This window comes from Streptococcus sp. SO4, from assembly GCF_030440055.1.
In the GTDB taxonomy this organism is placed as follows: Bacteria; Bacillota; Bacilli; order Lactobacillales; family Streptococcaceae; genus Streptococcus; species Streptococcus nidrosiense.
Map to the genome: position 1 here is coordinate 150,604 of NZ_JAQFJI010000004.1, position 26,287 is coordinate 176,890.

Below are 26,287 nucleotides of genomic sequence, written 5' to 3' on the forward strand. Positions count from 1 at the left end.
AATCTAGTGAATGAAAGTAGAAGGGCGATGAAGCTGAAAAAGCCTAAATTTCTAGATTCTACAAAGCAAAAACCACAAGTAAACTCAGTTTTACTGACTTCACTTGTGGTAGTTATGTTTTATCAAAATATTTACCGAATCCTAGTAGAACCCCAAAGCTACTTACCTATCTCTTTTTCACCGACATTAAGGATATATCTCGCAAACTAAAGTAAGTAAGGACCAGCATGGCTACTGTGATAAAGAATTCTGTTGGTAGCTGAAAGATTTGTAGGATGGACAACATGAGCAAAATCACGAGGGAAACGAGACCAAAAACAAGAATTACAATATTAACTGTTCCCTTGATACTTTGAGGTGTCGCAAATATGTAGAGTAAGAGTAATAAAATCCCTATGATTAAATAGACCATTTTCTGCTCTTTCTAGCTCTTATTCAGCTGATTTTTTCTTTTTGTTTGCTTTCTCACGCTCTGCCTTGTTAAGGATTTGTTTACGCAAACGAATAGATTCAGGCGTTACTTCCATGTATTCATCGTCGTTCAAGAACTCAAGTGATTCTTCAAGAGTCAAGATACGAGGAGTCTTGATAACCGCTGTTTGGTCCTTAGTTGCTGAACGAACGTTGGTCATTTGTTTCGCTTTCGTAATATTAACAGTCAAGTCATTTTCACGAGAGTTTTCACCGATGATCATTCCTTCGTAAACCTCAGTACCTGGGTTAACAAAGATTGTTCCACGTTCTTCGATAGACATGATAGAGTATGTTGTTGCCTTACCAGTATCGATAGAAACAAGTGCACCACGGTGACGTCCACCGATTTCACCTGGAATCAATGGCAAGTATTGGTCGAAGGTATGGTTCATGATACCGTAACCACGAGTCATTGACAAGAACTCAGTTGAGTATCCAATCAAACCACGCGCAGGAACAAGGAAAACCAAACGAGTTTGACCATTACCAGTTGAAATCATATCCAACATTTCACCTTTACGTTCAGAAAGACTTTGGATAACAGATCCTTGGTACTCTTCTGGTGTGTCGATTTGAACACGTTCAAATGGCTCACATTTAACACCATCGATTTCTTTTACGATAACTTCTGGACGAGATACTTGAAGCTCATAACCTTCACGACGCATGGTTTCGATAAGGATTGACAAGTGCAATTCTCCACGTCCTGAAACCGTCCATTTATCTGGTGAATCAGTTGGGTCTACACGAAGGGAAACGTCTGTTTGCAATTCTGCTTGAAGGCGCTCTTCAACCTTACGTGAAGTGACCCATTTACCTTCTTTACCAGCAAATGGTGAATTATTAACTAAGAAAGTCATTTGAAGAGTCGGCTCATCAATGTGTAGGATTGGAAGTGCTTCAACTGCGTCTGTAGGAGTAATGGTTTCTCCGACGAAGATATCTTCCATACCAGAAACCGCAATCAAATCTCCAGCTTTGGCTTCTTGGATTTCACGACGTTCCAAACCAAAGAAACCGAAGAGTTTTGTAACACGGAAGTTCTTCGTTGTTCCGTCAAGTTTAGAAAGGGTAACTTGGTCCCCAACCTTGACACTACCACGGAAGATACGTCCGATACCGATACGTCCTACGAAGTCATTGTAGTCAAGAAGAGACACTTGGAATTGAAGAGGCTCATCTGAGTTATCAACTGGAGCTGGGATGTGATCAATAATGGTGTCAAAGATTGGCGCCATGGTCTTTTCTTGATCCGCTGGATCATCTGACAATGAAGATGTTCCGTTGATCGCTGACGCATAAACGACTGGGAAGTCAAGTTGTTCATCATCCGCACCAAGCTCGATGAAAAGTTCCAAGACTTCATCCACTACTTCTGCTGGACGAGCTGATGGCTTATCAATTTTGTTAACCACAACGATTGGTACAAGGTCTTGTTCCAAGGCTTTTTTCAATACGAAACGAGTCTGTGGCATAGTTCCTTCGTAGGCATCTACAACCAAAACAACACCGTCAACCATTTTCATGATACGCTCAACTTCTCCACCGAAGTCCGCGTGTCCTGGTGTGTCCATGATGTTGATACGAGTTCCGTTGTAGGCAACTGCTGTATTTTTCGCAAGGATAGTGATTCCACGCTCTTTTTCAATATCGTTTGAGTCCATTGCACGCTCAGCTAATTCTGTACGCGCGTCAAGAGTTTCAGATTGTTTCAATAATTCGTCAACGAGGGTCGTTTTACCGTGGTCGACGTGGGCGATAATCGCGATATTACGGATATCTTCTCTTAATTTTGTCATGATTTCCTCTATTGTATTCAAAAATTTATTTTCTAACTGAACGATTATACCACAATTTTAAGCAAATGACTTAATTCAAGTAAGTGTAAATGTTTTCAAAAGAAAATTCATTCCTTCTCTTTTCTTTTCAAAAATCCCGACTTGTGATAAGATAGGCTGGTATGCGTTTAGATAAATTATTAGCCCAGGAAAAAATCAGCCGTAAGGCCATGAAACAAGCTCTTCTGAAAAAAGAAATCTTTGTAGATGGACACCTTGCTCGTTCCCTTGCTCAGAATGTTGATACAGGGTTGCAAGAGCTGATTTTCAAAGATAGAAAAATCCAAGGATATGAACACACCTACCTCATGCTACACAAGCAAAACGGAGTCGTAACTGCAAGCAAGGATAAAAAACTCCCAACTGTCATGGACCTTCTTCCTCAGCATCTCCAGTCTGACCAACTCTACGCCATCGGCCGTCTGGATCGGGATACGACGGGTCTCCTCCTCTTAACGGATAATGGTCCCCTAGGTTTTCAACTCCTCCATCCTCAGTATCATGTGGATAAAACTTACCAAGTAGAGGTCAATGGGCCACTAACTCCCGACCATATTCAAGAGTTTAAAGATGGAATTGTTTTTCTTGATGGAACTGTTTGTAAACCTGCTCAACTTGAGATTTTATCCTCAAGTCCTAGTCTCAGCCAAGCCACTATCACCATCTCTGAGGGGAAATTTCATCAGGTCAAAAAAATGTTCCTCTCAGTCGGTGTCAAGGTCACTGCTCTCAAACGAGTTCAATTTGGAGATTTTATATTGGACTCTGAACTAGCAGAAGGTGATTGCCGACTTCTAAACAAAGAAGAATTACAGGTTATTAAAAATTACTTAGAAAACAGTGGATAAAACAAAAAAAGCTTTAAACAAATAAAGCTTTTTAAAATCTAATTTAGCGTATAAATACCATGACACCTAAAATAAAGTGAAGTGCAGAAATTACAATCCCTAGGATGGACAGATTTTTCTCTCTCTTATAGTCTAGGCCAGATTCTTTTTGATGTGAGTTAGCTAAGACTAGACCAATAATACCCAAAATCAAACTTACCACTGGCGACAGCAGACCAAGAATGATAGACAAGATCCCTAAAACAAGTGACGCTTTTTTCTTTTCTTGCATATTCTAAAAACTCCTTAAACTCATACAAATGAATAATACTATAAAAATTAGTTTTAGCAATTGGATAAAACAAAAAAAGCTTTTAAAGATAAAGCTTTTTTTGTTAGAATCCTGATTAGTGCATCATTAAGATGAGCCCTGCAACCCAGTTAACTACAGAAATTACAATCCCTACGATATTAAGAATTCGTTCTGTTTTGTAATCTAATTCAGATTCTTTTTGATGTGAATTAGCCAAGACTAGACCAATAATCCCCAAAACGAGACCTACGATTGGAGATAGCAAACCAAGGACGATAGATAGGATACCTAAAACAAGTGATGGTTTTTTCTTTTCTTTCATCTTCAAAAAACTCCTTAAATTTTATACTAACAATTATACCATAAAAAGCCAAGACTTTATATTAAACATATGTGACAAGTTTTTTCACATTGTTAATTCGATTTCACCTTCCCTGTCCAAGAATCCAATCCGTAAGAGAGGATATAGATTTCTGAGAAACCTTGTTTTTTCAAGAAAAGTGCTGCATTTGTGACACGTTGCGCACGTTGGTTTTCATAGAGAAGGACAGGTTTATCCTTGCGAAGAGCTGCCAGACTTGTCTTCAATTGACTTGAAGGAATATTACGAGCTCCGAGGATATGTTTTCTGTGGAAGTCAGCTGGATCACGCAAATCAATCAACTGACCTGTACGAATCAAAGACTCAAACTCTGCATTGTCTACAATTTTTGCTGCACGACGAATACGAAGATAGTTATATCCCATCCAAGCCAACATCGCTATAATAAGTCCCCATAATACCCAAGTTACCATATTACCTAATCTCCATTTTTTTCTAAATAGTCTAATTCTAGTTTGTGCTCTCTGCGAAGAACAGCTTCTGCTTCAAGATAATCCAGCTTGTCCATCAAGCCTGCATCATAGATTCGAGATAGCTCGATCTTCATCAGTTCAATGTCATAGAGACGTTTTCCCATATAGACAATGATACCAAACTGTTTGAGAAATTGTTGCACATCGTAGAGTGTTTTCATAGCTTTCATTTTAGCAAATAATCAGAGTTTTTTCAATAGTTCCCTAATAGTTCGGGGTAGGTTTCCTTTTTCACTATTATCTGAATTTCTTTACACTATGACAAAGAAGAAATCCTAAAGTCATTCCAACGATATTTTGCATGAGATTTGGAATGATTTCTGGAATAGCTGCACCCCAACCATTCATCCAAGCTGATGCCAAGGCATAGCCAGCTACCATGAATAAAGTCGCTAAGACTAAGCCTAGCCATTGCCATTTCCCTTTAAAACCTGCGAAATAGCCTTGGAAACCATGGTTAATTAAGCTAAAAATCATCCACTGAGGGTAGCCTGAAATGAGGTCAATAAGAAATCCTGCTAAACCTCCAACAACGGCCCCTTCACGACTGCCAAAATAAAAGGCTGTGAAGAAGACTCCAACGTCCAAAAGTGTTAGAAACCCAGTTGGTGTCGGGATTTTTATAAAATACCCCAATACGACAGAACTAGCTGCCAAGATGGATACTAGGGCAATTTTAGTTGTTTTGGTTTGCTTCATACTGTCTCACTCCATATTGATCTGCTTGTGCAATGGCACGGTAAACAAAGGCTTTGGAACTTTCAATTGCTGGTAATAGTTCCTCTCCCTTAACTAGCTGGCTAGCAATACTTGATGCAAAGGTACATCCTGCACCAGCATTTTGTCCTTGGATAACTGGATTTTCAAGAATAGTGAAATTCTCCCCATCATAAAAGACATCCACAGCCTTATCCTGACTGAGGCGATTTCCACCCTTGATAATCACTGCTGGTGCACCCAAATCATGTAGTTTTTTGGCTACAGCCTTCATATCTTCTACGGTTTCAATCTTTTGGTCTGCAAGCAATTCCGCCTCAGGAAGATTCGGAGTAATCACAGATACATAAGGGAAAAAGCGAATCAACTCTTGACATAGCTCACTGACTGCAACGTCGTGCGTTTCCTTACAAACCAATACAGGGTCCAAGACTACTGGAACTCCTTCACGTTCCTTGATGAAATTCAAGGCTTTCTCAGCAACACCGACTGTCGGCAAGAGACCAATCTTAATCCCTCCGAAGTCTACACTCTTGAGGCTATCCAACTGTTGTTGGAAAATAGTTTCATCAGTTGGAAAGACTTCAAAGCCATTTTCTGTCAAAGCAGTCAAGCAGGTCATGGCTACAAATCCATGCAAGCCATTCAAGGTGTAGGTCGCAAGGTCTGCTGCCAATCCACCACCACTAAAAATATCATTTCCTGAAAGTGCTAAAATACGATTATTCTTCATAACGAATCTCCTTTAAATACAAACCATTAGGTGCTGCAGTTGGACCTGCCAACTGTCTGTCTTTTTTCTCCAAGATGAGGTCAATCTGTTCAACTGGCATACGGTTGTTGCCAATTTTCAGCAGGGTTCCGACCATATTTCGAATCTGCTTATAGAGGAAGCCATTGCCAGAGAAAGTAAAGGTCAAAAACTGCCCTGTTTCATCAACCCTAAGACTAGCTTCCGTGATCGTCCTAACCTTATCCTCTACACTAGTACCTGATGCCGTAAAACCAGTAAAGTCATGTGTTCCCTCTAGTTTTTTTACAGCAAGCTGCATCCGCTCCACATCTAGTGGATAAGGATAATGAGTCGCATAATGACGACGCATAGGATTTTTAGGACGTCCTCTATCTACGATAAACTCGTAGGTCTTGCTATGCTTGGCATAACGGCAATGAAAATCGTCAGCCACTATCTCAATCGAAATCACATCGATATCTTCAGGACTTTGAGTATCGAGAGCAAAGCGAAGCTTTTCCTCATCCATCTGATAGGGAAGATCAAAATGGATGACCTGGCCTAATGCATGAACACCACTATCTGTTCGCCCAGCGCCATGAATGGTAATAGCTTGTCCTTTATTTAATTTGGTTAAAGTTTTTTCAATTTCCTCTTGGACACTACGCGCGTGAGGTTGTCGCTGAAAACCAGCAAAAGCGTAGCCATCATAAGAAATTATAGCTTTATATCTAGTCATGTATCTATTTTATCAAGAAAATTTCTCTGCAACAAGTTTGAGAATTAAAAATTGTAAGGGGACAGTTTCTAGTGTAATTTAGTTCTTACCTAGATTTTCTCATTATGTATTTACGTTCTGGAACTTCAATGGTTTGAACGATTTCAAATCCCTCTTTTTGGTAGAGGTCTCTAGCTATTTGATTTGATTCAAAAACCGTTAGGGAAATACTCTCTATTTCTTTATTTTCAAACATTTCTTGAACGAAGTCTTGCAAAACTTTCCGACCTAATCCTTTCCCCTGCTTCTGTGGAGCTATGAGAAATCTTCCGATATGAAGATTTTTATCTTCTAGTTTGATTTGCTGGATGATGCCTACAAACTCTTCTCCAACAAAAATGGAAAAAATCCCTTCCATCTTTTGCAAGGATTGGGCAATCAAGGGATAAGAAATCTTTGGCCCCATCCATTGCTTCTGAAAACTTTCTCCCAAGGCATTAGACCACTGACAAATGAGTTGGGCATTTTCTAACTGAAGTCCTTTTTCAAAGTGAATTTTCATATTTGCTCCTAAAACTTCTCCTATATCCAACTATTATACTCTTTCTCTTATTTTTTCCGAATAAATAAGTATGATTCATCTTTACATTTTTCTTGTTGGAACGATTCTTGCTTCCTTTCTAGGATTGGTCATTGATCGTTTCCCTGAGCAATCCATTGTTTTCCCTGCTAGTCACTGTGATTCTTGTCAGACTCGCTTGAAATCACTGGATTTGATTCCGATTGTCTCTCAAGTAGTCCATGGCTTTCGCTGTCGCTATTGCAAGGCCCACTATCCTTTCTGGTATACCCTCTTTGAGTTATTCTTGGGGCTACTCTTTCTAACTTTTTCTTTGGGATTTCTAACTTTGAATCAAGTCATTTTGATCGCCGCTGGCTTGACCTTAGGCATCTACGACTTTCGTCATCAAGAATATCCCTTGCTAGTCTGGCTGACTTTTCACTTATTCCTCATAGTTTGCTGTGGTTGGAATCTAGTTATGATTTTCTTTCTTATCTTGGGAATTTTGGCTCACTTTATCGATATCCGCATAGGTGCTGGAGATTTTCTCTTTCTGGCTTCTTGTGCACTTATTTTTAGCCTAACTGAAATGCTGATTTTAATTCAATTTGCCTCCACGACTGGTATCCTAGCCTTTCTCCTACTAAAGAAAAAGGAAAGACTTCCTTTTGTGCCTTTCCTCTTGCTGGCCGCTTGTATGATTATTTTTGGTAAGCTAGTGCTTCTCGGATAAAGTCAGCGATTTCTGCTACTTGTCCTTCATGCAGAGCCTTAACAATCTTGGAACCGACGATAACGCCATCCGATACCTCATTGAAACGTTCTACATCAGCCTGTGTGGATACACCAAAACCTGTCAATACTGGAATATGTGCCACTTGATGAAGTTGAGCCAAGTGCTTGTCCAAATCATCTCGGTAGTTTCCTGATTTTCCTGTCACTCCGTTAATAGCAACAGCATAGACAAAACCTTCAGCTCCCTCAATGAGTTCTTTTTGACGCTCCATTCCTGTCGTTAAGCTTACAAGTGGAATCAAAGCAATGTCTGTATCTGCCAAGAAGGGCTCTACAAAATTAGCATGTTCATGAGGGAGGTCTGGAATAATCAAACCTTTGACCGCTGTATCAGCAAGATCTTTGACAAATTTCTCAACACCGTATTGAAAGAGAGGATTAAAGTAGGTCATGATGACAAGCGGGATTTCTGTTTCAATGGTTTTCAAGGTTTCGACTAGAGCCCGAGTAGAGGTCGCTTGGGCTAAGCTACGCAAACCAGCTTCTTCTATAACTGGACCATCTGCAACTGGGTCTGAAAAGGGAACTCCTATCTCAATGGCAGACACACCCAAGTCTTCTAAAAAGTGGATTGTTTCAGCGAGACCATCTAATCCTTTTTCGTGGTCTCCAGCCATGATATAGGGAACAAAAATTCCTTTTCCAGTTGCTTTGATAGCGTTCAATTTTTCTGTTAGAGTCTTAGGCATGAGCTTCTCCCTTCTTTGCTGCGTCTGCTTCCAATCTGTCTTTAACTTGAACTACATCCTTGTCCCCACGACCTGATAGACAGACAATCATAGACTTGTCTGGTCCAAGTTCTTTGGCCAATTTCACTGCGAAAGCGATAGCGTGACTAGACTCCAAGGCAGGGATAATTCCTTCCACACGAGACAAGAGTTGGAATCCTTCCAAGGCTTCCTCGTCTGTCACTGGTACATAGGTCGCACGTTTGATATCATGGTAATGAGAATGTTCTGGACCGATACCAGGATAGTCCAAACCTGCTGAGATTGAGAAAGCTTCTAGGATTTGACCATGAGCATCTTGAAGTACATCCATGAGAGAGCCGTGAAGAACACCTGGACGACCCTTGGTCAAGGTAGCTGCGTGGTGCTCTGTATCCACACCGAGTCCTGCTGCTTCAGCACCATACATAGCTACTGACTCATTTTCCACAAATGGATGGAAGAGCCCGATGGCATTCGAACCACCACCAACACAGGCTACTAGGGCATCTGGTAAATCTCGACCTGTCAAATCAAGGTACTGTTGCTTGGCTTCTCGACCGATAACACTTTGGAAGTCTCGAACAATTTTTGGGAAAGGATGGGGCCCTAAGGCTGAACCTAGGATATAGTGGGTATCATCGATATTTGCCACCCATGAACGAAGGGCTGCATTGACTGCATCCTTGAGCACGCGAGATCCGTCTGTCACAGCCTCTACCTTGGCACCCAAAAGTTCCATACGAAAGACATTGAGTGCCTGGCGCTTGACATCTTCCTCGCCCATGTAGATGGTACATTCCATGTTAAAGAGTGCTGCAGCTGTTGCAGTTGCCACACCATGTTGACCGGCACCTGTTTCAGCAATAATTTTCTTCTTGCCCATGCGTTTAGCGAGGAGAACTTGTCCTAAGGCATTGTTAATCTTGTGGGCGCCTGTATGGTTGAGGTCTTCACGTTTAAGGTAAATCTTGGCTCCGCCGATATGCTGGGTCAAGTTTTTTGCGTAGTAAAGGGGAGTTTCACGACCTACATACTGGTGCAAAAGTTGGTTTAACTCTTCTTGGAAACTTGGATCTGCCTGACTTTCACGATAAGCCTCTTCCAATTCCAATACTGCTGTCATCAATGTTTCTGGGACAAAACGTCCACCGAATTTTCCGTAAAATCCATCTTTATTTGGTTCTTGATATGCCATTCTTTACCCTCTCTATAAATCTTCTAATCTTTTCATGATCTTTTCGTCCGTCTGTTTCTACTCCGCTTGATACATCTACTGCAAAGGGAGAGAAATGCTGAATTGCTCTTGCTACATTGTCCTCATTTAGCCCGCCTGCGATGAAGAAAGGCTGGGCTAGTTCTGTCGTATCCAGTTGACCCCAGTCAAAGGTTTGTCCACTTCCTGCAACAGGAGCGTCAAAGAGTAGATAGTCTGCCTGAGAATTGGGTACATGCCCCCCTTCATCAACCTGAACAGCCTGAATGCTGCCACAAGGTAAATTTTCAAATAATTTATCTACTACCTGACCGTGAACTTGTACAAAGTCCAAACCAACTTTGTCTACCGCTTCTAACAGTTCTGCCCGACTGGGTGAAACAAATACTCCAACCTTTTTTACATCTGCAGGAATGAGCTTTGCTAGCTCAGCAGCCTGTTCCAAGGTCACCTGTCTTTTACTAGGAGCAAAGACAAAACCAATGTAGTCTGCTCCAGCCGACACAGCTGTTTTTACCGCTTCTTTTGTCGATAAGCCACAAATCTTAACCTTTGTCAATCTGCAACTCCTTGATTCTCTGGGCTACATCTTCTGCCTGCATGAGAGCTGTTCCTACTAAAATTCCGTTAAAGTATGGTGCAACACGTTTTGCATCCTCCTCTGTAAAAATAGCAGATTCGGAAATGTAGAAGCAATCATCCTTAAAGTATTGGGCCAAGTCTACGCTGGTCTGCAAGTCAACTTCAAAGGTTGTTAAATTACGATTATTGACACCGATAATTTGAGCTCCAAGTCTATGAGCAACTTCCAGTTCAGCAAGATTATGAGTTTCCACCAAAACTTCTAGACCAAGCTCTGTCGCATAGTCATACAGTTCCTTGAGGCGTTCTTCTGATAAAGCCGCTACGATGAGTAAGATAACTGTCGCACCTGCATTGCGAGCACGGATGATTTGCTTTTCATCGATGATAAAGTCCTTGTTCAGCGTCGGAATCTGTACCTGACTGGAAATATCACGAAGGTAATCCAAATGCCCCTTGAAGAAAACTTCATCTGTCAGAACAGAAATCATAACCGCACCATTAGCCTCGTAAGTCTGGGCCTGTTGAACGATATCTACATCCAGGTTGATATCACCCATACTTGGACTCGCCTTCTTGACCTCTGCAATAATTTGCAGACGTTCTTGATGGTTTTTCAAATATTCAGCCAAACGATAGCTTTCTCGCAAGGGCTGAAGTTCCTCTCGTTCCATCTTTTCAACTTCACGCGCCTTCTGCTCTAAGATACGTGACAAAAATTCCTGACTCATCTTTGATACTCCTGTAATAGTCTGAGTTTTTCAAGGGCCTTACCACTGGCAATCACTTGGCGTGCCATTTCAACTCCATCTTTGATACTATCTACCTTACCATTAGCATAGAAACCAAGACCAGCATTTAAGACTGTTGTTTCCAAGAATGGACTTGGTTCATTATTAAGAACGCTGACAAGGATGGCTGCATTCTCATGAGCATTTCCGCCACGAATGTCCTCAATGGCAATGCGTTCCATTCCCAAATCTTCTGGGGTAAAGGTTGACAAAGTGATTTCACCATTTTCAAGAAGGGCAATGCTGGTAGTACCATTCAAACCAGCTTCATCCAATCCTTCTGGACCAGCTACTACGATAGCACGTTTGCGACCCATGTTTTTCAAAACCTGAGCCGTACTTTCTAGAAGTTCTGGACGACTAATTCCTAGAAGCTGTGTTTCCAAGACCATTGGGTGAATCAGTGGACCTGTCAAATTCATGATGGTTGGAATTCCCAATTCCAAGCGTGCTGGCATGATATATTTCATAGCTGGGTGCATGTTTTTGGCAAAGAGAAAGACAATTCCTGTTTGATCAAATACCTTACCTAATTGTGCTGGCTTGAGGTCAATATTGATTCCCAAAGCTTGCAAGACATCTGCTGAACCAGATTTAGAGGAAATTGAACGATTACCATGTTTAGCCATATGGATTCCTCCACCTGCTAAGACAAAGGCTGCAGTTGTTGAAATGTTAAAGCTAAATGACTTATCTCCACCCGTACCGCAGTTATCCATAGCATCTTGAATATTGGTTGGAATGTGTTGAGCATGTCCTCTCATAACTTGAGCGAGGGCTGTTCTTTCCTCAGGTGTTTCTCCCTTCATCTTAAGGGCTAAAAGAAGTGAAGCGATTTGTGCTTCTGTCACTCGCCCTGTTACGATGCGTTCGATCACATCTGTCATTTCAACACTTGATAAATCTTCAAAGTTCGCTAATTTTTCAATAATTTCTTTCATTTTATTTCCCTCACTTTACAACTTTCTCGATAAAATTCTGAATAGAAGATAGGCCATCTGGTGTTCCAATACTTTCTGGATGATACTGCAAGCCATAAATCGGCAAGGTTTTGTGTTGAATCCCCATAATGGCTTGGTCATCTGTCGAACGAGCTGTCACTTCAAACTCTTCTGGCATCTCTTCAATTAAAATACTGTGGTAACGCATGACTGGACGATTGTCCTCGATTCCTTGATAGAGAACGGAAGGAGTCTCAAATCGAATCTGGCTTTGTTTGCCGTGCATAACTTTAGGAGCCAAACCCAACTTACCACCAAATACTTCTGCGATGGCCTGGTGCCCCAAACAAATCCCTAGAATCGGTTTCTTGCCTGCAAAATCACGAATCATTTCTTCCATCTTCCCAGCATCAGCTGGCCAACCTGGACCAGGAGAAAAGACCAGTCCATCTGCCTTTGTAGCTTCTTCATAAAGATTTGGATCATCATTTCTCAAAACCTGAACTTTTGCGAAATTCCCAATGTATTGAGCCAAGTTATAGGTAAATGAATCATAATTATCAATCAGTAAAATCATGGTCTTAGTTCTCCCATTCTAGTCATAGATTTAGCTTTATTAATGGTTTCTTGGTATTCGTTTTGGGCAATAGAATCATAAACAATTCCTGCACCAGCCTGTACGTAGGCTGTTTTATTTTTAAGAATCATGGTTCGAATTGCAATGGCAAAGTCCATGTCTCCAGTTGCTGATAGGTAACCGATAGCTCCTGCATAAACGCCTCGTTTCTCTGTTTCTAATTCATAAATGCGTTTCATAGCACGAATCTTAGGGGCCCCAGAAACTGTTCCAGCCGGAAGTGTCGCCTTCAAGGCATCCGTGGCAGTCAGTTCTGGTAACAAACGTCCTTTAACTACGCTGGTCAAATGCATGACATAGCGGAAAAGTTCTACTTCCATATACTTTGTAACTTGGACACTGGCTGTTTCAGCAATTCTACCGATATCATTGCGTCCTAGGTCCACTAGCATTCGGTGTTCTGCCGTTTCCTTTTCATCAGAAAGTAGATCACTTGCAAGTGCTGCATCTTCTTCATCATTGGCACCTCTAGGTCGTGTACCTGCAATTGGATTGGTTGTCACGATGCCATTCTTGACGGAAACCAAGCTCTCAGGACTTGCACCAATGATTTGATAATCTCCAAAGTCATAAAAGTAGAGGTAATTTGATGGATTGGTCACTCGGAGATTTCTGTAGAAGTCAAAAGGATTTCCAGTTACTTCTGCGGAGAAACGCTGACTGAGCACGCATTGGAACATATCTCCATTGCGAATCAAGTCGCGAGCTGTTTCTACCATCTCTTCAAATTTCTGAGGTGCAATATGTGGTCTAAACTGAAGTGGAGAAACGTCCAAATCTTCAAATTCATTTGGAGCAAGGATTTTTAACTCCTCTAAAACTTGATCCAAAGCCGCTTCTAGTTCTTCATTGCTTCGATCACTGTAGAGAGCATCCTCGATGATATGAATTTTTTCTTTCTTGTGGTCAAATACCATATAACTCTCGTAAACAAAGAAATGCATATCTGGCGTCCCAATCGTATCCTCAGGAAGCTGGCCAATTTCTTCATAGAGAGAAATCATATCATAGCCAACAAAGCCAATCGCTCCACCACCAAAAGGTAGGTCTGAATGGTGATGGCTTTTATGAGTCACTTCATAGAGGAAATCCAAGGGGTCACGATCAATGACTTGCCCATTTTGATAAAGAACTCCATTTTCAAACTTAATTTCAAAAACTGGATTATAGGCCAAGATAGAAAATCGAGCATTTCCCTTTTCTCTTGGGATACTTTCAAGTATGACCTTGTGTTGTCCATTTAAGCGCATATACGCCAAGATTGGTGATAAAACATCTCCGTGAATGATTCGTTCCATTGTAATTTCCCTTTCAGTCAATAATTTATAGACTTTTAGTCTTAATTTCTTACCTTTTTCTATTTCCCTTAAATAGTGCGGACGGGAGCAACTTTCTCCGAAATTTCATCCCTAATTTTTGAGCCTTAGGTCTCAAAAATTCCGTTCTAGAGAAGCATCTTTGCTTCTCTAGAATACCACAATGGCGGGAAATAGCGGTTCAATGCTCACTTCGCTCGCAAATATTTTATAGAAATCTATCTAGTGATGAAGCATAATTTAAAACTGATAGCCATATCTACGAAAAATATATAAAAATCCCCACGCAAAATAACTTGCGTGAGGACGAAATTCGCGGTGCCACCTCAATTATAGGATTTCTCCTATCTCTCATTCCTGTCTCAGATAGCTCCTGTAACAGGTTGTGCGATAAAGGGCACTCCCTTGAGAATTATGAATTCTTCTCTCGTTTGAGATGGACCCAATCTTACAGTTTTCTCTACTTGTTTTCAGCAACCACAAGCTCTCTGTGAGAGAAATCTCTGTATCTTTTCCATCTTTTATTTTTTAGCTTCAAGGTAGTCTGCAATGGCAGCTACGTCCTTGTCTCCACGACCAGAGACATTGATGATGATAATCTCATCTTTACTTAGTTTTGGTGCGCGTTTGACTGCTTCAGCGATAGCATGTGAGCTTTCAATTGCAGGGATGATTCCTTCTGTTTTGCTTAATAAAAGCAAGGCTTGGACAGCTTCTTCGTCTGTCGCTGCTACATATTCTACTCGACCAGAGTCTTTAAAGAAGGCATGTTCTGGACCAACCCCTGGATAGTCCAAACCTGCTGAGATAGAGTAAACTGGCGCGAGCTCTCCATCTTCCTTAAAGACTGCATAGGTCTTCATTCCATCGACAATTCCGACACTACCCTTGGTCATAGTTGCTGCGTGTTTGTCGGTATCTAAACCATGACCAGCAGCTTCTACCCCAACCAATTTGACTTCTTCATCAGCTACATACTGTGAAAAAGCACCGATGGCATTAGAACCACCGCCCACACAGGCAATAACGTAGTCTGGCAGACGTCCTTCTTTTTCCAAGATTTGACGACGTGATTCTTCACTGATTACTTTTTGGAATTCATGAACAATCGTTGGGTAAGGATGAGGTCCTACAGCAGATCCTAAAACGTAGAAAGCATCAAGGTCATTCATCCATGCTCCAAAGGCTGCATCAACCGCATCCTTCAGTGTACGAGTTCCCGTTTCAACTGAGTGAACAGTCGCTCCCATCATCTCCATACGGAAGACGTTGAGACGTTGACGTTCCACATCTTCTGCCCCCATATAGACATCACATGCCATACCAAATTTGGCTGCAGCTGCAGCTGTCGCAACACCGTGCTGACCAGCTCCTGTCTCTGCAATCACACGTTTTTTACCCATGCGTTTAGCAAGAAGGATTTGTCCAAGGACATTGTTAAGTTTGTGTGACCCAAGGTGGTTAAGATCTTCACGTTTGAGATAGATCTTAGCCCCACCTAGATAATCCGTCAAACTTTCTGCAAAATAGAGCGGAGTCTCACGACCTGAATAATCTTTCAAGTAATGACGATATTCTGCCAAAAATTCTGGATCGTCCTTGTATTTATCAAAAGTCACTTCCAACTCATCTAATAAAGCCTGAATTGGTTCTGGTACAAAACTACCACCAAACTGTCCAAAATAACCTTTAGTTGTCATAAATTTTTCCTCTTTTCCATTGTTCCAAAATATGAAAAAGCCCACACACGGAATCTACTTCCATGTGAGGGCGTTTGTAACGCGGTACCACCTCATTTGTAAAGAGAATATCCCCTTTACATCTCTGCCTTGTCTAACAACAAGTTGCACTGTAAGGTGTGCCTACCGAATTTTCATTGTTTCAAATTCACTTTTAAAATCAGCCCAATTTCACTAGTTCCAACCACCTGTTCACAGTAACCACAGGCTCCCTGAAGATTAAAAATAATTACTTTTCTGATTTATTGAGTTAATTATATGTTATTGTTTTTTCTTTGTCAACCGTTTTCACTAATTTTTTACTAATTTTTTTAATTATTTTTTTGAAGCACCTAGAACTTCATCAGAAATTTTGACAAAAGTCTCAATGATATAATCTACTTCTTCATCCGTTAATTTGGTGTGAAGCGGTAGTGTAATCTCATTTACAAAGTAGGCATAAGCCTTAGGATAGTTTGCCATATCAAAGCCAAGATTCTTATAAGCTGTCAAAAGTGGAAGCGGTTTGTAGTGAACGTTACTTGCGATTCCAGCTTTGGCCAATTCTTGGATGATTTGGTTGCGTTGCTCGAGACTAGCACCTTCTACATGGGTAACGTAAAGGTGACGACAAGATTCAACAGTATCTGTCTCATGCGCCAATGGGTGAATACGAGTTCCTGCAAATCCACGGTCATAGCGACTTACGATCTCTTTACGACGTTGAAGCAAGCTAGGATAACGGTCCAACTGAACCAGACCAAGTGAAGCCATGATATCTGTCATGTTGCACTTGTAGGCAGGTGTTACGATATCGTATTCCCATGAACCCAGTTGCATCTTAGCTAGCGCATCTTTTGTTTGACCATGAAGAGAAAGAATCTGGAATTCCTTGTACATTTCTTCATCATCAATAGCTGGATTAGCTTTCCAAGTCGCACTTCCTCCTTCAGCAGTTGTGAAGTTCTTAACCGCGTGGAAAGAGAATGATGTAAAGTCCGCAATGGAACCAGCTGGTTGCCCTTTGTAGGTTGAACCCAAAGCATGGGCGCTATCTGAGACAACAACGATACGGTTAAAGACTTTTTGCCACTTGCTAGTAGCTGTAAAGAGGTCACGTTTTTTCTCAACAACTTGGAACAAACGGTCATAGTCACAGATAATCCCTGCAAGTTCAACTGGGATGATAACCTTAGTCTTCTCAGTGATCGCTTGTTCAAGCTTGTCATAGTCCATTTCAAAGGTATCACCTTGGATATCAACCATTACTGGTGTAGCACCTACGTGAGTTATAACGCTACATGATGCTGTATAAGTCATAGCTGGAACGATAACTTCATCGCCAGGGCCCACTTCAAGAACGCGCAAAATCAATTCAAGGGCTGCTGTTGCAGAGTTGAGGCAGACTGTCTTAGGTGTTTGAGTATAGACGGACAGACGACGCTCCAATTCTTTTGTCTTAGGTCCTGTTGTGATCCAACCAGAACGGAGGGTATCTGCTACTTCCGCAATTTCTGCTTCGGTAATATCAGGTGGTGAAAATGGAATATTATACTTTGTCATTGTTTTACTCCTTTGATCGGTTTCAATCTTGCGACTACTTATTTTAAAACTTCAAATACAGTCTGGAACATGATCTTGATATCCCCGAAGAAATTAAAATCACGTAGGTAGGCTAGATTATAGTGCATCTTTTCTGGAAGGACTCTTTCGACATAAGCTTGGTCGACCGACATACCTTTTGCAGTCATTTGACTGATAATGGCATCCTCGTCCTTATAGTTAATGCTGGCAAGCGATGTAATCCCTGCTGGCAAGAGCAAGGTAGCCATCATTTCAGGGCTGTACTGCTCAGTATAGCGTGGTACTTCTGGACGAGTTCCCACAAAGGACATCTCTCCTTTGAGAACATTGACCAATTGTGGAAGTTCATCCAAACGAACACGGCGAATGAAATTTCCAACCTTGGTGATGCGACTATCATTTGCAGAAGTTACTAGACTTCCTTTTTTATCCGCATCGGTTACCATGGTCCGGAATTTCCAAATCTTGAAATGTCGGTTGTACTGGGTTACCCGCACTTGCTTGTAAATAACTGGACCCTTGCTATCTAACTTGATCCAGATGCTTAGAATCAGAAATAAGGGGGAGGTCAAGATTAACAAGACTACGGCTAGAAACAAATCTAGACAACGCTTGAAAATCAGTGAGCCTTTTCTTCTAGACACAAGCTGGTAGTATGGTTTTACCTCGCTCAATTGCATTTCTTGAGGTAGTTCATCCCATTTCAGCATGCACATTCTCCTCTGTTTTTTATATATAATCTTTATTAACATTCTACATTATACCACAAAATGAAAGAGGCAGTGCAAGAAATCTGTGTTTTAAAGGAATTCTTCCTTAGGAAAGAGCCCCTGCCTGCAATCTATACATCTTGTGATAGGTTCCACCCAATGCTAGGAGTTCCTCGTGGGTTCCACTCTCGATGATTCGTCCCTTATCAAGAACATAGATACAATTAGCATCTTGAATGGTAGAAAGGCGATGGGCGATGGCAATGGTTGTCCGACCTTGTCTCATCTTAGCTAGTGAATTTTGGACCAGAGCTTCTGTTTCAGAGTCGATATTGGCTGTTGCTTCATCCAAAATCAGAATTTTAGGTTGACTGGCAACAGTTCTAGCAAAGGCAAGAAGCTGACGTTGACCGGTTGAAAAACTCGAACCACGCTCAGATACAGGAGCATCATAACCTAAAGGAAGATCTTGAATGAAGGAATCTGCATCGACAAATTCTGCCGCAGCCTTGACTTGGTCATCGCTGATATCTTGGTACATGGCGATATTGGACTTAATGGTCCCATGATAGAGGAAGGGGTCCTGTAGAACCAAACCGATGTTTTTTCTCAACTCCTCTTGACTATACTCTCGAATATCCACACCATCTAGGAGAACCCGACCTGACTGAAATTCATAAAAACGCATGAGAACATTGATGATAGAAGATTTTCCCGATCCTGTATGTCCAACAAAGGCAATGGTTTCACCTTTATTGACGGTAAAGGAAATATCATCGAGAATTTGGTGTTTTCCATCATAGGAGAAGGACACATGTTCAAAACGGATATTTCCTTCTTGAATCTCGGCTTGTCCATTCTCTTGGATCGGTTCATAGTTTGTTTCATCGATAAGTGCAAAAACACGACCTGCTGAAACCATAGATGTCTGAAGGGTAGAAAAGTTTTGTGTTACTTCGATGAGGGGATCAAAGAGACGATTGATATATTGGATAAAGGCATACATGGTTCCTGCTGTTATGCCTAGATAGAGACCACGATAGCCAAAGTAAGCCATCAAAACTGCATAGCCCAACAACTTCAACAAACTCATGGCCGGACGTAAGAAGAGAGAGTCCAAAGCTACTGAACGATTGGCGTAGACCAGATGATCCTGGTTTATCTCATCAAACTCTTCTTGCAGGCGCTTTTCTTGGTTAAAGGCTTGAATAATACGAATCCCTTCGATATTTTCTGCCAGCTTACTGTTGATATCTGACAAGAGACTTCTGGTTTTTTCGATAACCTTGACCGATTTTTTACGGTAGAGATTGACCAAAAGGAAAATCAAGGGTAAAAAGAGTAGAACCAAAGCAGTCAGACGATAATCCAAAACGAGCATGGTATAAAGGGTTGTCACAAAGATAAAGACTGCTGAGACAAAGCTGGACAAAATCCCTGAAAACATATCACTAATAGTCTCAGTGTCATTGGTCAAACGCGAAACAATGGAACCTGCAGGTGTTTTATCAAAGTAGGACATGCCTAGCTTCTCCATATTGGCAAAAGCATCACGTCGAATGTCTCTAACGATGCTGTAGGACACACGCGCAAAGAGAAGGTTCCCCACATACTGGACAATGGTTTGAAGGATGTAAAGACCATAGTAGGCTAGCAAAACTGTAACAGCAAGCTGATTGAGATTGGTTAGATACTGATCGATAAAGTGCGAAGCTACCAAGGGGATGATACTCTTGATAACAGTCGTCGTAAGGAGAAAAGCTAAGGCTAAAAAGGTTAGGAGACCATAGGGCTTGAGATAGGACAACAAGCGTTTCAGTACAGCCCATTGTTCTTGTTTATTGCGCATCTTCTTCTCCTTTCATTCTTAACTGTTGTGACTGGTAGGTTTGTGCGTACCAACCATCCAAGGCTAGTAAGTCTTCATGTCTGCCTCGTTCAATGATGCGACCATTTTGCATGACCAAAATTAAATCTGCATGGACAACTGCACTGAGTCGATGGGCAGTGATAATGGTTGTCTTGTCCTTGCGAGTTTCTTTGAGATTATCGATAATAGCGAACTCTGTCTTGGCATCTACCGCCGATAAGGAATCATCTAAAATCAGGATATCAGGATTTAAAATCATAGCCCGACTCATAGCCAGACGTTGCTTTTGTCCACCAGATAGACTGACACCTTTTTCGCCGATAACCGTATCAAATCCCTGGGGCATGGCTTGAATGTCTTGATAGACTTGAGCCAGCTTAGTTGCTTCTTCTACTTCTGAGAAAGGGAGGTCAGGATTTCCAAAGCGGATATTATTTATGATGGAACTGGCAAAGAGAAATTGGTCCTGTGGGACGTATCCCATCAAACTACGCAAGTCAGCTAGTCGATAGTCACGAATGTCATGCCCATTTAGATAAATGGCTCCTTGATCAACGTCATACTCACGTAGGAGCAACTTAATCAAAGCTGTTTTCCCTGAACCAGTCTGCCCAACCAAGCCCAGAGTTTGCCCTTTTTCGAGGCTAAAATGAATATCTTTCAGTGTCTCTTCGTCTTCAAAGGCAAAACGATCAATGGCATAGTCTAAGCGCCCATTTTCAATCCCGTCAAGTGGAGATTCTGGATCTTTAACAGGTGACTCTTGGGACAAAAGGCTCTCAATTCGTTGATACGAAACCTTCCCTCTTTGAGTAATATTAAAGAGGAAACCAATGGCCATCAAGGGCCAGACCAACATATCCAAGTATGAGATAAAGGTGACCAGATTTCCGACAGTTACCTGTCCTGCTTGCACCATAAAGGCACCGACTAAGAGAGTTAAGGCATAAGAAGAACCAACAAAGAGCAAAACCATCGGGTCAAAGAGGCTATCATATTTCATGGTTTGCAGATTCTTTTGGAAGGTCAAATCATTAACTTCCTGGAAAGATGCCAATTCATCAGACTGATAGCCAAAGGACTTGGTTACCTTAATACCTGCTACAGATTCTTGAACCTTATTGTTGAGTTCAGAAAAGGCTGCTTGTGATTCGCCAAAAGCTTTGTGGGTCTTTCTCCCCAGGCGACTAGTTGCATATGCCATAAATGGCAAGGGTAGAATGGCAACCAAGGTCATCTGCCAAGAAATGCTAAAGAGCATAGTCAAGAGAGTCACCAAGGCTGTGATAGAGGCATCCACTGCCATCATGACACCACCACCTGCTAAACGAGTCAGAGCATTGATATCATTGGTTGCGTGAGCCATCAAATCCCCAGTCCGATAACTCTGATAAAAAGCGGGAGACATCCTTGTAAAATGTTCAAATAGTCTTGAACGCATGATTTGTCCAAGTCGGTAGGAAGTCCCTAGGATATACATACGCCAAACGTAACGCAGATAGTACATCCCGAAAGCTGCTAGCAGGAGATAAAAGAGATGAAGCAGGAGCTCATCCTGTGTTAATCGTCCCGAAGTGATGGCATCAATCACGCGCCCCATGACCATCGGTGGGATAAGGTTGAGCACAGAAACCAAAACCAAAGCTACAATTCCAACTAGGTAACGACGTTTTTCTAACTTAAAAAACCACCAGAGTTTTTGGATGATAGACATAAAATTCCTTTCTAATGACAAATGGAAACCTGAGGCATGAACCCCAGGTTTTTCTTATTCATAGGTGACGACGCTTAGTTGACCCTTGTCATACTCAGCGATAAAAATATTGGCCACATTATCATACCCTTGCTTATTCAGATGATCTAGGAGCCATTCTTCCGTTAAGCTGAGAGTATCGAGGACATCAGACTGAATGACACCATCTGTGATGACAGGATACTTAGGATTTTCATCTCCATTTTGTACTACAATCAGCTGACCGTTTTGCTCTCGTACAGCACGCTTGACTTCTTTAAGCTGGAAGATACCTTGGCTACGAAGTTTAAGGGCTACGTCAGAAGCTGATAAGCCGACAGAACGGCAGGCTTCTGGATCGATTTCTCCATTTTTGATGAGTAGGGTTGGTTTCCCGTCAATCATTTGTTTTACAAAGCCGACGTTATTCGTAAGCCACTTGAGAAGTAAAACCAAGATTGTCCACATAATCAAGATAACTGCATACTGAAGGATGGTAATAGAGCTATTATAGATTACCCCACCGATGATTCCCCCAAGAACATAGTTTTGGATTTGGTCAATTGCTGAGTTGGGCGCTAGATTTCCCTTCCCTGTCATGTTGATAACAAAGACAAGAGATACAAGACCTAAAGCCAGTTTAATCAGAATCTCGATATAGTTAAATGTCATTTGTTTGCCTCCACTAATTCAATGTCACTTGTTTGATACAAGTCAAGTTTTTCCAAGAGATACTTATCCGGTTCACTCCCACTCAAGGCACGGTAGAATTTGTCTCCTACCTTGAGAAGGGCACCATCTGTCGTTGCAGAAGTATTGACGTAGACCTCTGATTTATCCACCCCTAAATCCTCAGAAACAACTTCTATAAAGTGAAGTGAAGTTTGAAATTGGTTGTTGGAAGCTTGATTTGACTGATAAGTAGATATAATACCGAGAATGACAGCCAGTAAAGCCAAAGACGAGATCATCACCAACTCGCGAAACTTGGTTCCTCGATGGTCGCGGTAAGCCTTAAAAGCAAAAAATCCAGTGATGGCAAGCAAGAATACTCCAAAGCCAATCATGACACTATTTTGTTGGCCAATCTGGCTCAAAACATATTCATATGAGTAAAATTTCATTTATTTTCAATCCTTTACATAAATCATTCTTTATTATATAGGAATGACCTTGATTTTTCAAACTATACGTTGGGGAAATACGCGTATCAGACCAACTTCTCTAACTAACGACTCAAATACCTATTTCAAGATTCTGATTTTGATAATTGATAAGAATAGACACTAGGAATTATCACTACAAAGAAAAGTGTCAAGAAAAATACCCAGTAAACATATAGCTGAACAAAGGCATTTAGAAACAATAACAATCCTCCTAATACCCAAATTTTTCCAGCTATGCGATGCGTTTTGCTCCAGTTCTCATTATTCTCCAAAGTCCACGGAAGTCGAATACCGATTATATAATTTCGGCGTGTTTTGGGTAGATAATTTCCAATTACAATCATGATGACTCCCATAAAAATCTGAGCTAGAATTCCACTCATCATAGAATAACCCAAAGATACTCCGTAGATAGAAATCATCGATAGACAAGATACAAAAGGAATAATCCAGTAAATCAAAAGTTGTATTTTTGAACTAATATTGCTGGACTTAGGATCCTTGATCATCAAGAATAGAATCAACCAATGCATCAAAAGCATGAGAGCCGGTAATCCAAAGATAGCAAACATTTTATGATCGTAGCCATCTGCTTGGCCCAGTAGATTAAAATGAGTCGGCATCTTCTCTGGTAGTTGAAACCAGAAAACACAACCTACAAGGGTAGGCAGTAGGATAAGAATGCTAGTATATAATACCAATTTCTTATTGATTTTTATCTTCATCTAAAAATCTCCTTTCAGTTCTGCTAACCACACCATCATATCCTCTAAAACTGATGTATTTAACTCATAATAAATAAAGTTTTTCTCTTTCATTTCACGAATCAAATCCGCTGCTTTCAAAATCGTAAGGTGGTGTGAAATTGTTGCACCTGTTAACTCAAAATGACTGGCAATTTCTCCTGCAGATAATCTGCCTGTTTTAAGCAAATTCAAAATCTCCCTCCTGACTGGATGAGATAAAGCTTTAAAGCTATTTGCAAAACTCATGGTGCTTCCTTTCTATTCGCAATATCAGTAAGGCAAGGAATAAGCAGGGTAGCACTGCTATCAGTCCTGCTGGTGACGGACCAAAAATCAAGAGGCTTGAAGCTTTTTCTCCAGGCAGTTGAAAGAGTAATCCAAAACCTGCAGTTGCATTGATTGCCCCATGAAATAGTGCTGAAGCCCAGATAGATCCTGTTTTTTCCATCATCCAACTCAACAATATTCCTAGACTAAAACAAAATAGGAACATGGCAACAATTCCCAAAACGGGATATGCAAAATAAGTTAATCCATAATTATAGCCTTGCAAATTGATTGGTAAATGCCATAGACTCCAAATGAGACCAAGCAAGACATGAGTCTGTACTAGTGAAAATCGTTCTCTTAGAGCTGGGTAAAGATAACCACGCCAACCAATTTCCTCTCCCAATGCAAATAAGCTATTAAGAAAAGGAGCGTAGGTTAAACTAGCTAGGATTTGAATCAAGACCAAGGAAGATAGGGGGATCGGTGATTGAAGGATACCTTTTTCTTGTAAGATGGCTTGAATAGATTCAAAACCAAGGCTGAAATTGTTAGGAAATACAAGAAAATAAAGTCCTGCTCCTAAAAAACTGATAACTGCTGGCAACCAGATAGCTAGTAAGTAAAAGCTCCAGTTCCTCTTGAGATTCACGACTAATTTAGACTTGATTCCACTAGGTTTTTTCGTTATTTTCCCTAAGAGAAGGACTGCAAGCGCAGGCATCCACATGGCCACAATACTAGCAAGCTGACTCAATGGAGAATTTAGTCCAATACCACTTAGCCATAGTGCCAACCATATTATCCAAGCAAGACCATAAGACAAGACCACAAAAAGAGGGATTGTTCTCTTATTTGACATATTTGTAACTTCACTTTCTATTTAGATGTTTTTCTAAATAACATTATATACCTTTCCACTCCAAACACAAGAACTATTTAGATTTTTTTCAAAATAGTTTCGAGAATTTTTTGTTTTCTAAGGATAAAGTCTAAAGAGTGAGTTTCCAAACTAGAAACTCGCTGGCTTTACTTTTTTTTGATAAAATATAAGAAATACATCTAGAAAAGGTACACACTATGAAACTAATCTCATGGAACATTGATTCCCTCAATGCAGCGTTGACGAGTGATTCTGCGCGTGCGAAATTATCACAAGACGTCCTCCAAACCTTGGTAGCCGAAGATGCTGATATTATCGCTATCCAAGAAACCAAGCTTTCAGCAAAAGGCCCTACAAAAAAACACCTTGAGGTACTGGAAGAACTCTTCTCAGGTTACGAAAACACCTGGCGTTCCTCTCAAGAGCCTGCCCGTAAAGGCTATGCTGGAACCATGTTCCTCTATAAGAAAGAACTCACTCCAACTATCAGCTTCCCAGAGATTGGCGCACCTTCTACCATGGACTTGGAAGGCCGCATCATTACTTTGGAATTTGATGAATTTTTCGTAACTCAGGTCTACACACCTAACGCTGGGGATGGACTCAAACGTTTGGAAGAACGTCAAGTTTGGGACGTCAAATATGCGGAATACTTGGCTGAACTAGACAAGCAAAAGCCTGTCCTAGCAACTGGTGACTACAACGTTGCCCACAAGGAAATTGACCTTGCCAACCCAGCCAGCAACCGTCGTTCACCAGGATTTACAGACGAAGAACGTGAAGGATTTACAAACCTTTTAGCCAAAGGATTTACAGATACCTTCCGCCATATCCATGGCGATGTGCCAGAACGCTATACTTGGTGGGCACAACGCAGCAAGACTTCAAAAATCAACAATACAGGCTGGAGAATCGACTACTGGCTCACAAGTAACCGTGTAGCAGACAAGGTTACCAAGTCAGACATGATTGACTCAGGCGCCCGTCAAGACCATACACCGATTGTCTTGGAGATTGATTTCTAAGGAGAAAACGAATGGACTATCAAGCTGTCATCCCTGAATTTGTCGTATCGGATATAGAGAAATCGCGTCACTTCTACTGCGACTTATTGGGATTCTCTGTCGAATACGAGCGTCCAGAGGAAAAATTTCTCTTCCTTTCGCTTGAAGACTGCCAACTAATGTTAGAGGAGGGACCAAAGGATGAATTAGCTGAACTGATCTACCCATTTGGTCGTGGTGTCAATATCTCCTTTGGCATCAAGGATGTCCCTAGACTCCATCAGAAAGTAATCGAGTCTAACTATCCTATTCATCGTCCTTTGACTAAAAGAGAATTTCGTGTTGGCGAGAAGTATATCTATCCTCATGAATTTGCAGTTTTAGACCCAGATGGCTATTTTTTAAGATTTAGTGAATAGGATAATACAGCACTAGAGTATAAGAAAAAGAGGCACATGCCCAATGTCATTAAGTTAAGAAATTCAAATACAATTCTGTATTTGGGTTTCTTTTTTTATGTGCTAAACTGATAGTTAAGGAGGTACTTCCTATGATAAAACAGATAAAAGCCCACTTGAATAAGAG

At 41.1% G+C, this 26,287-nt stretch carries 31 protein-coding genes and 2 other annotated features; of the genes, 4 read left to right on the top strand and 27 right to left on the bottom strand.

Annotated features, from left to right (window positions below; translation table 11 throughout):
- Positions 1 to 166: 166 nt before the first annotated feature.
- Together PCY08_RS03675 and typA are read right to left on the bottom strand one after the other, a co-directional pair.
- Positions 167 to 412: a DUF3165 family protein gene (locus PCY08_RS03675; protein ID WP_045763157.1), complete on the bottom strand. Its 246-nt coding sequence runs from the start codon at positions 410 to 412 to the stop codon at positions 167 to 169.
- Between the two features lie 19 nt (positions 413 to 431).
- Positions 432 to 2,273, bottom strand: a complete 1,842-nt coding sequence (gene typA / locus PCY08_RS03680) for a translational GTPase TypA (protein WP_301559462.1) — start codon at positions 2,271 to 2,273, stop codon at positions 432 to 434.
- A 161-nt stretch (positions 2,274 to 2,434) separates the two neighbouring features.
- On the opposite strand from typA, the gene PCY08_RS03685 reads away from it, so the two are divergent.
- Positions 2,435 to 3,160 (top strand): pseudouridine synthase, encoded by a 726-nt coding sequence (locus PCY08_RS03685; RefSeq protein WP_045763156.1) that lies wholly within the window; start codon positions 2,435 to 2,437, stop codon positions 3,158 to 3,160.
- A gap of 43 nt (positions 3,161 to 3,203) precedes the next feature.
- Here the strand turns inward: PCY08_RS03685 and PCY08_RS03690 are convergent, their stop codons facing one another.
- From PCY08_RS03690 to PCY08_RS03725, 8 genes are all read right to left on the bottom strand, one after another.
- The gene (locus tag PCY08_RS03690) at positions 3,204 to 3,431 is read right to left on the bottom strand and encodes a hypothetical protein (RefSeq protein WP_001156564.1); all 228 of its coding nucleotides are present in this window, start codon (positions 3,429 to 3,431) and stop codon (positions 3,204 to 3,206) included.
- Between the two features lie 115 nt (positions 3,432 to 3,546).
- The gene (locus PCY08_RS03695; RefSeq protein ID WP_301559463.1) at positions 3,547 to 3,774 is read right to left on the bottom strand and encodes a DUF4190 domain-containing protein; all 228 of its coding nucleotides are present in this window, start codon (positions 3,772 to 3,774) and stop codon (positions 3,547 to 3,549) included.
- Between the two features lie 92 nt (positions 3,775 to 3,866).
- Positions 3,867 to 4,247 carry a rhodanese-like domain-containing protein gene (locus PCY08_RS03700; protein ID WP_045763154.1) on the bottom strand — a complete coding sequence of 127 codons (381 nt, stop codon included), beginning with the start codon at positions 4,245 to 4,247 and terminating at the stop codon, positions 3,867 to 3,869.
- Positions 4,248 to 4,252: 5 nt separating this feature from the next.
- On the bottom strand, positions 4,253 to 4,477 hold the full coding sequence (locus PCY08_RS03705; protein WP_000646475.1) for a YqgQ family protein: 225 nt from the start codon (positions 4,475 to 4,477) through the stop codon (positions 4,253 to 4,255).
- Between the two features lie 67 nt (positions 4,478 to 4,544).
- Positions 4,545 to 5,006: an ECF transporter S component gene (locus PCY08_RS03710; protein ID WP_000814958.1), complete on the bottom strand. Its 462-nt coding sequence runs from the start codon at positions 5,004 to 5,006 to the stop codon at positions 4,545 to 4,547.
- Positions 4,984 to 5,757, bottom strand: a complete 774-nt coding sequence (locus PCY08_RS03715; RefSeq protein WP_045763153.1) for a bifunctional hydroxymethylpyrimidine kinase/phosphomethylpyrimidine kinase — start codon at positions 5,755 to 5,757, stop codon at positions 4,984 to 4,986. Before PCY08_RS03715 ends, PCY08_RS03710 begins: the two co-directional genes overlap by 23 nt.
- Complete coding sequence (gene truA / locus PCY08_RS03720; protein ID WP_045763152.1) at positions 5,747 to 6,496, bottom strand: tRNA pseudouridine(38-40) synthase TruA; 750 nt, start codon at positions 6,494 to 6,496, stop codon at positions 5,747 to 5,749. The genes PCY08_RS03715 and truA overlap by 11 nt, the downstream gene beginning before the upstream one ends.
- An 85-nt stretch (positions 6,497 to 6,581) precedes the next feature.
- Entirely contained in the window at positions 6,582 to 7,037 is a 456-nt protein-coding gene (locus PCY08_RS03725) for an N-acetyltransferase (protein WP_301559464.1), read from the bottom strand.
- A gap of 70 nt (positions 7,038 to 7,107) precedes the next feature.
- Here PCY08_RS03725 and PCY08_RS03730 point away from each other — a divergent pair, with 70 nt between their 5' ends.
- Positions 7,108 to 7,770 (top strand): A24 family peptidase, encoded by a 663-nt coding sequence (locus tag PCY08_RS03730; RefSeq protein WP_301559465.1) that lies wholly within the window; start codon positions 7,108 to 7,110, stop codon positions 7,768 to 7,770.
- Here PCY08_RS03730 and trpA read toward each other — a convergent pair.
- From trpA to PCY08_RS03815, 17 genes are all read right to left on the bottom strand, one after another.
- Positions 7,739 to 8,521, bottom strand: coding sequence for a tryptophan synthase subunit alpha (gene trpA, locus PCY08_RS03735; protein WP_301559466.1), 783 nt, complete (start codon positions 8,519 to 8,521; stop codon positions 7,739 to 7,741). The two genes, PCY08_RS03730 and trpA, sit on opposite strands and share 32 nt — an antisense overlap.
- The gene (gene trpB, locus PCY08_RS03740) at positions 8,514 to 9,737 is read right to left on the bottom strand and encodes a tryptophan synthase subunit beta (RefSeq protein WP_301559467.1); all 1,224 of its coding nucleotides are present in this window, start codon (positions 9,735 to 9,737) and stop codon (positions 8,514 to 8,516) included. Before trpB (PCY08_RS03740) ends, trpA begins: the two co-directional genes overlap by 8 nt.
- Positions 9,715 to 10,314 (bottom strand): phosphoribosylanthranilate isomerase, encoded by a 600-nt coding sequence (locus PCY08_RS03745; RefSeq protein ID WP_301559468.1) that lies wholly within the window; start codon positions 10,312 to 10,314, stop codon positions 9,715 to 9,717. Before PCY08_RS03745 ends, trpB (PCY08_RS03740) begins: the two co-directional genes overlap by 23 nt.
- Positions 10,301 to 11,068 (bottom strand): indole-3-glycerol phosphate synthase TrpC, encoded by a 768-nt coding sequence (gene trpC / locus PCY08_RS03750; protein WP_301559469.1) that lies wholly within the window; start codon positions 11,066 to 11,068, stop codon positions 10,301 to 10,303. Before trpC ends, PCY08_RS03745 begins: the two co-directional genes overlap by 14 nt.
- Positions 11,065 to 12,069, bottom strand: coding sequence for an anthranilate phosphoribosyltransferase (gene trpD, locus PCY08_RS03755; RefSeq protein WP_045763145.1), 1,005 nt, complete (start codon positions 12,067 to 12,069; stop codon positions 11,065 to 11,067). Before trpD ends, trpC begins: the two co-directional genes overlap by 4 nt.
- Before the next feature lie 10 nt (positions 12,070 to 12,079).
- Positions 12,080 to 12,646 carry an aminodeoxychorismate/anthranilate synthase component II gene (locus PCY08_RS03760; protein WP_045763144.1) on the bottom strand — a complete coding sequence of 189 codons (567 nt, stop codon included), beginning with the start codon at positions 12,644 to 12,646 and terminating at the stop codon, positions 12,080 to 12,082.
- Positions 12,643 to 14,004 (bottom strand): anthranilate synthase component I, encoded by a 1,362-nt coding sequence (gene trpE / locus PCY08_RS03765; RefSeq protein ID WP_045763143.1) that lies wholly within the window; start codon positions 14,002 to 14,004, stop codon positions 12,643 to 12,645. The genes PCY08_RS03760 and trpE overlap by 4 nt, the downstream gene beginning before the upstream one ends.
- A 317-nt stretch (positions 14,005 to 14,321) precedes the next feature.
- Positions 14,322 to 14,547, bottom strand: a binding site (T-box leader).
- On the bottom strand, positions 14,544 to 15,722 hold the full coding sequence (gene trpB / locus PCY08_RS03770; RefSeq protein ID WP_075231479.1) for a tryptophan synthase subunit beta: 1,179 nt from the start codon (positions 15,720 to 15,722) through the stop codon (positions 14,544 to 14,546). It overlaps the preceding feature by 4 nt.
- Positions 15,723 to 15,785: 63 nt before the next feature.
- Positions 15,786 to 16,016 (bottom strand) — a binding site (T-box leader).
- Between the two features lie 60 nt (positions 16,017 to 16,076).
- Complete coding sequence (locus tag PCY08_RS03775) at positions 16,077 to 17,303, bottom strand: DegT/DnrJ/EryC1/StrS aminotransferase family protein (RefSeq protein ID WP_301559470.1); 1,227 nt, start codon at positions 17,301 to 17,303, stop codon at positions 16,077 to 16,079.
- 38 nt (positions 17,304 to 17,341) lie between these two features.
- Complete coding sequence (locus tag PCY08_RS03780; protein ID WP_301559471.1) at positions 17,342 to 18,034, bottom strand: sugar transferase; 693 nt, start codon at positions 18,032 to 18,034, stop codon at positions 17,342 to 17,344.
- Between the two features lie 106 nt (positions 18,035 to 18,140).
- Positions 18,141 to 19,883, bottom strand: a complete 1,743-nt coding sequence (locus PCY08_RS03785; RefSeq protein WP_301559472.1) for an ABC transporter ATP-binding protein — start codon at positions 19,881 to 19,883, stop codon at positions 18,141 to 18,143.
- The gene (locus PCY08_RS03790; protein ID WP_301559473.1) at positions 19,873 to 21,618 is read right to left on the bottom strand and encodes an ABC transporter transmembrane domain-containing protein; all 1,746 of its coding nucleotides are present in this window, start codon (positions 21,616 to 21,618) and stop codon (positions 19,873 to 19,875) included. Before PCY08_RS03790 ends, PCY08_RS03785 begins: the two co-directional genes overlap by 11 nt.
- Before the next feature lie 54 nt (positions 21,619 to 21,672).
- Positions 21,673 to 22,308: a DUF421 domain-containing protein gene (locus PCY08_RS03795; protein ID WP_301559474.1), complete on the bottom strand. Its 636-nt coding sequence runs from the start codon at positions 22,306 to 22,308 to the stop codon at positions 21,673 to 21,675.
- Positions 22,305 to 22,760: a DUF3290 family protein gene (locus tag PCY08_RS03800; protein WP_000675345.1), complete on the bottom strand. Its 456-nt coding sequence runs from the start codon at positions 22,758 to 22,760 to the stop codon at positions 22,305 to 22,307. Before PCY08_RS03800 ends, PCY08_RS03795 begins: the two co-directional genes overlap by 4 nt.
- A 125-nt stretch (positions 22,761 to 22,885) precedes the next feature.
- Positions 22,886 to 23,527 (bottom strand): SdpI family protein, encoded by a 642-nt coding sequence (locus PCY08_RS03805; RefSeq protein WP_301559475.1) that lies wholly within the window; start codon positions 23,525 to 23,527, stop codon positions 22,886 to 22,888.
- Complete coding sequence (locus PCY08_RS03810) at positions 23,528 to 23,794, bottom strand: autorepressor SdpR family transcription factor (protein WP_000006514.1); 267 nt, start codon at positions 23,792 to 23,794, stop codon at positions 23,528 to 23,530. It lies immediately after the preceding gene.
- Positions 23,778 to 24,677: a CPBP family intramembrane glutamic endopeptidase gene (locus PCY08_RS03815; protein WP_301559476.1), complete on the bottom strand. Its 900-nt coding sequence runs from the start codon at positions 24,675 to 24,677 to the stop codon at positions 23,778 to 23,780. Before PCY08_RS03815 ends, PCY08_RS03810 begins: the two co-directional genes overlap by 17 nt.
- Positions 24,678 to 24,895: 218 nt before the next feature.
- Here PCY08_RS03815 and PCY08_RS03820 point away from each other — a divergent pair, with 218 nt between their 5' ends.
- Together PCY08_RS03820 and PCY08_RS03825 are read left to right on the top strand one after the other, a co-directional pair.
- Complete coding sequence (locus tag PCY08_RS03820) at positions 24,896 to 25,723, top strand: exodeoxyribonuclease III (protein WP_301559477.1); 828 nt, start codon at positions 24,896 to 24,898, stop codon at positions 25,721 to 25,723.
- Positions 25,724 to 25,734: 11 nt separating this feature from the next.
- The gene (locus PCY08_RS03825; RefSeq protein ID WP_301559478.1) at positions 25,735 to 26,121 is read left to right on the top strand and encodes a VOC family protein; all 387 of its coding nucleotides are present in this window, start codon (positions 25,735 to 25,737) and stop codon (positions 26,119 to 26,121) included.
- Positions 26,122 to 26,287 lie beyond the last annotated feature (166 nt).

Bases quoted from the DNA above. Each gene is read 5' to 3' on its own strand.
- typA (WP_301559462.1), bottom strand. From the start codon at position 2,273: ATGACAAAATTAAGAGAAGATATCCGTAATATCGCGATTATCGCCCAC.
- PCY08_RS03700 (WP_045763154.1), bottom strand. From the start codon at position 4,247: ATGGTAACTTGGGTATTATGGGGACTTATTATAGCGATGTTGGCTTGG.
- PCY08_RS03825 (WP_301559478.1), top strand. From the start codon at position 25,735: ATGGACTATCAAGCTGTCATCCCTGAATTTGTCGTATCGGATATAGAG.
- trpE (WP_045763143.1), bottom strand. From the start codon at position 14,004: ATGGAACGAATCATTCACGGAGATGTTTTATCACCAATCTTGGCGTAT.
- PCY08_RS03695 (WP_301559463.1), bottom strand. From the start codon at position 3,774: ATGAAAGAAAAGAAAAAACCATCACTTGTTTTAGGTATCCTATCTATC.
- PCY08_RS03785 (WP_301559472.1), bottom strand. From the start codon at position 19,883: ATGCGCAATAAACAAGAACAATGGGCTGTACTGAAACGCTTGTTGTCC.
- PCY08_RS03685 (WP_045763156.1), top strand. From the start codon at position 2,435: ATGCGTTTAGATAAATTATTAGCCCAGGAAAAAATCAGCCGTAAGGCC.
- PCY08_RS03705 (WP_000646475.1), bottom strand. From the start codon at position 4,477: ATGAAAGCTATGAAAACACTCTACGATGTGCAACAATTTCTCAAACAG.
- trpC (WP_301559469.1), bottom strand. From the start codon at position 11,068: ATGAGTCAGGAATTTTTGTCACGTATCTTAGAGCAGAAGGCGCGTGAA.
- PCY08_RS03775 (WP_301559470.1), bottom strand. From the start codon at position 17,303: ATGACAAAGTATAATATTCCATTTTCACCACCTGATATTACCGAAGCA.
- truA (WP_045763152.1), bottom strand. From the start codon at position 6,496: ATGACTAGATATAAAGCTATAATTTCTTATGATGGCTACGCTTTTGCT.
- PCY08_RS03760 (WP_045763144.1), bottom strand. From the start codon at position 12,646: ATGATTTTACTGATTGATAATTATGATTCATTTACCTATAACTTGGCT.
- PCY08_RS03780 (WP_301559471.1), bottom strand. From the start codon at position 18,034: ATGCTGAAATGGGATGAACTACCTCAAGAAATGCAATTGAGCGAGGTA.
- PCY08_RS03725 (WP_301559464.1), bottom strand. From the start codon at position 7,037: ATGAAAATTCACTTTGAAAAAGGACTTCAGTTAGAAAATGCCCAACTC.
- PCY08_RS03815 (WP_301559476.1), bottom strand. From the start codon at position 24,677: ATGTCAAATAAGAGAACAATCCCTCTTTTTGTGGTCTTGTCTTATGGT.
- PCY08_RS03795 (WP_301559474.1), bottom strand. From the start codon at position 22,308: ATGACATTTAACTATATCGAGATTCTGATTAAACTGGCTTTAGGTCTT.
- PCY08_RS03675 (WP_045763157.1), bottom strand. From the start codon at position 412: ATGGTCTATTTAATCATAGGGATTTTATTACTCTTACTCTACATATTT.
- PCY08_RS03715 (WP_045763153.1), bottom strand. From the start codon at position 5,757: ATGAAGAATAATCGTATTTTAGCACTTTCAGGAAATGATATTTTTAGT.
- PCY08_RS03710 (WP_000814958.1), bottom strand. From the start codon at position 5,006: ATGAAGCAAACCAAAACAACTAAAATTGCCCTAGTATCCATCTTGGCA.
- PCY08_RS03790 (WP_301559473.1), bottom strand. From the start codon at position 21,618: ATGTCTATCATCCAAAAACTCTGGTGGTTTTTTAAGTTAGAAAAACGT.
- PCY08_RS03810 (WP_000006514.1), bottom strand. From the start codon at position 23,794: ATGAGTTTTGCAAATAGCTTTAAAGCTTTATCTCATCCAGTCAGGAGG.
- trpB (WP_301559467.1), bottom strand. From the start codon at position 9,737: ATGGCATATCAAGAACCAAATAAAGATGGATTTTACGGAAAATTCGGT.
- trpB (WP_075231479.1), bottom strand. From the start codon at position 15,722: ATGACAACTAAAGGTTATTTTGGACAGTTTGGTGGTAGTTTTGTACCA.
- trpD (WP_045763145.1), bottom strand. From the start codon at position 12,069: ATGAAAGAAATTATTGAAAAATTAGCGAACTTTGAAGATTTATCAAGT.
- PCY08_RS03805 (WP_301559475.1), bottom strand. From the start codon at position 23,527: ATGAAGATAAAAATCAATAAGAAATTGGTATTATATACTAGCATTCTT.
- trpA (WP_301559466.1), bottom strand. From the start codon at position 8,521: ATGCCTAAGACTCTAACAGAAAAATTGAACGCTATCAAAGCAACTGGA.
- PCY08_RS03820 (WP_301559477.1), top strand. From the start codon at position 24,896: ATGAAACTAATCTCATGGAACATTGATTCCCTCAATGCAGCGTTGACG.
- PCY08_RS03690 (WP_001156564.1), bottom strand. From the start codon at position 3,431: ATGCAAGAAAAGAAAAAAGCGTCACTTGTTTTAGGGATCTTGTCTATC.
- PCY08_RS03730 (WP_301559465.1), top strand. From the start codon at position 7,108: ATGATTCATCTTTACATTTTTCTTGTTGGAACGATTCTTGCTTCCTTT.
- PCY08_RS03800 (WP_000675345.1), bottom strand. From the start codon at position 22,760: ATGAAATTTTACTCATATGAATATGTTTTGAGCCAGATTGGCCAACAA.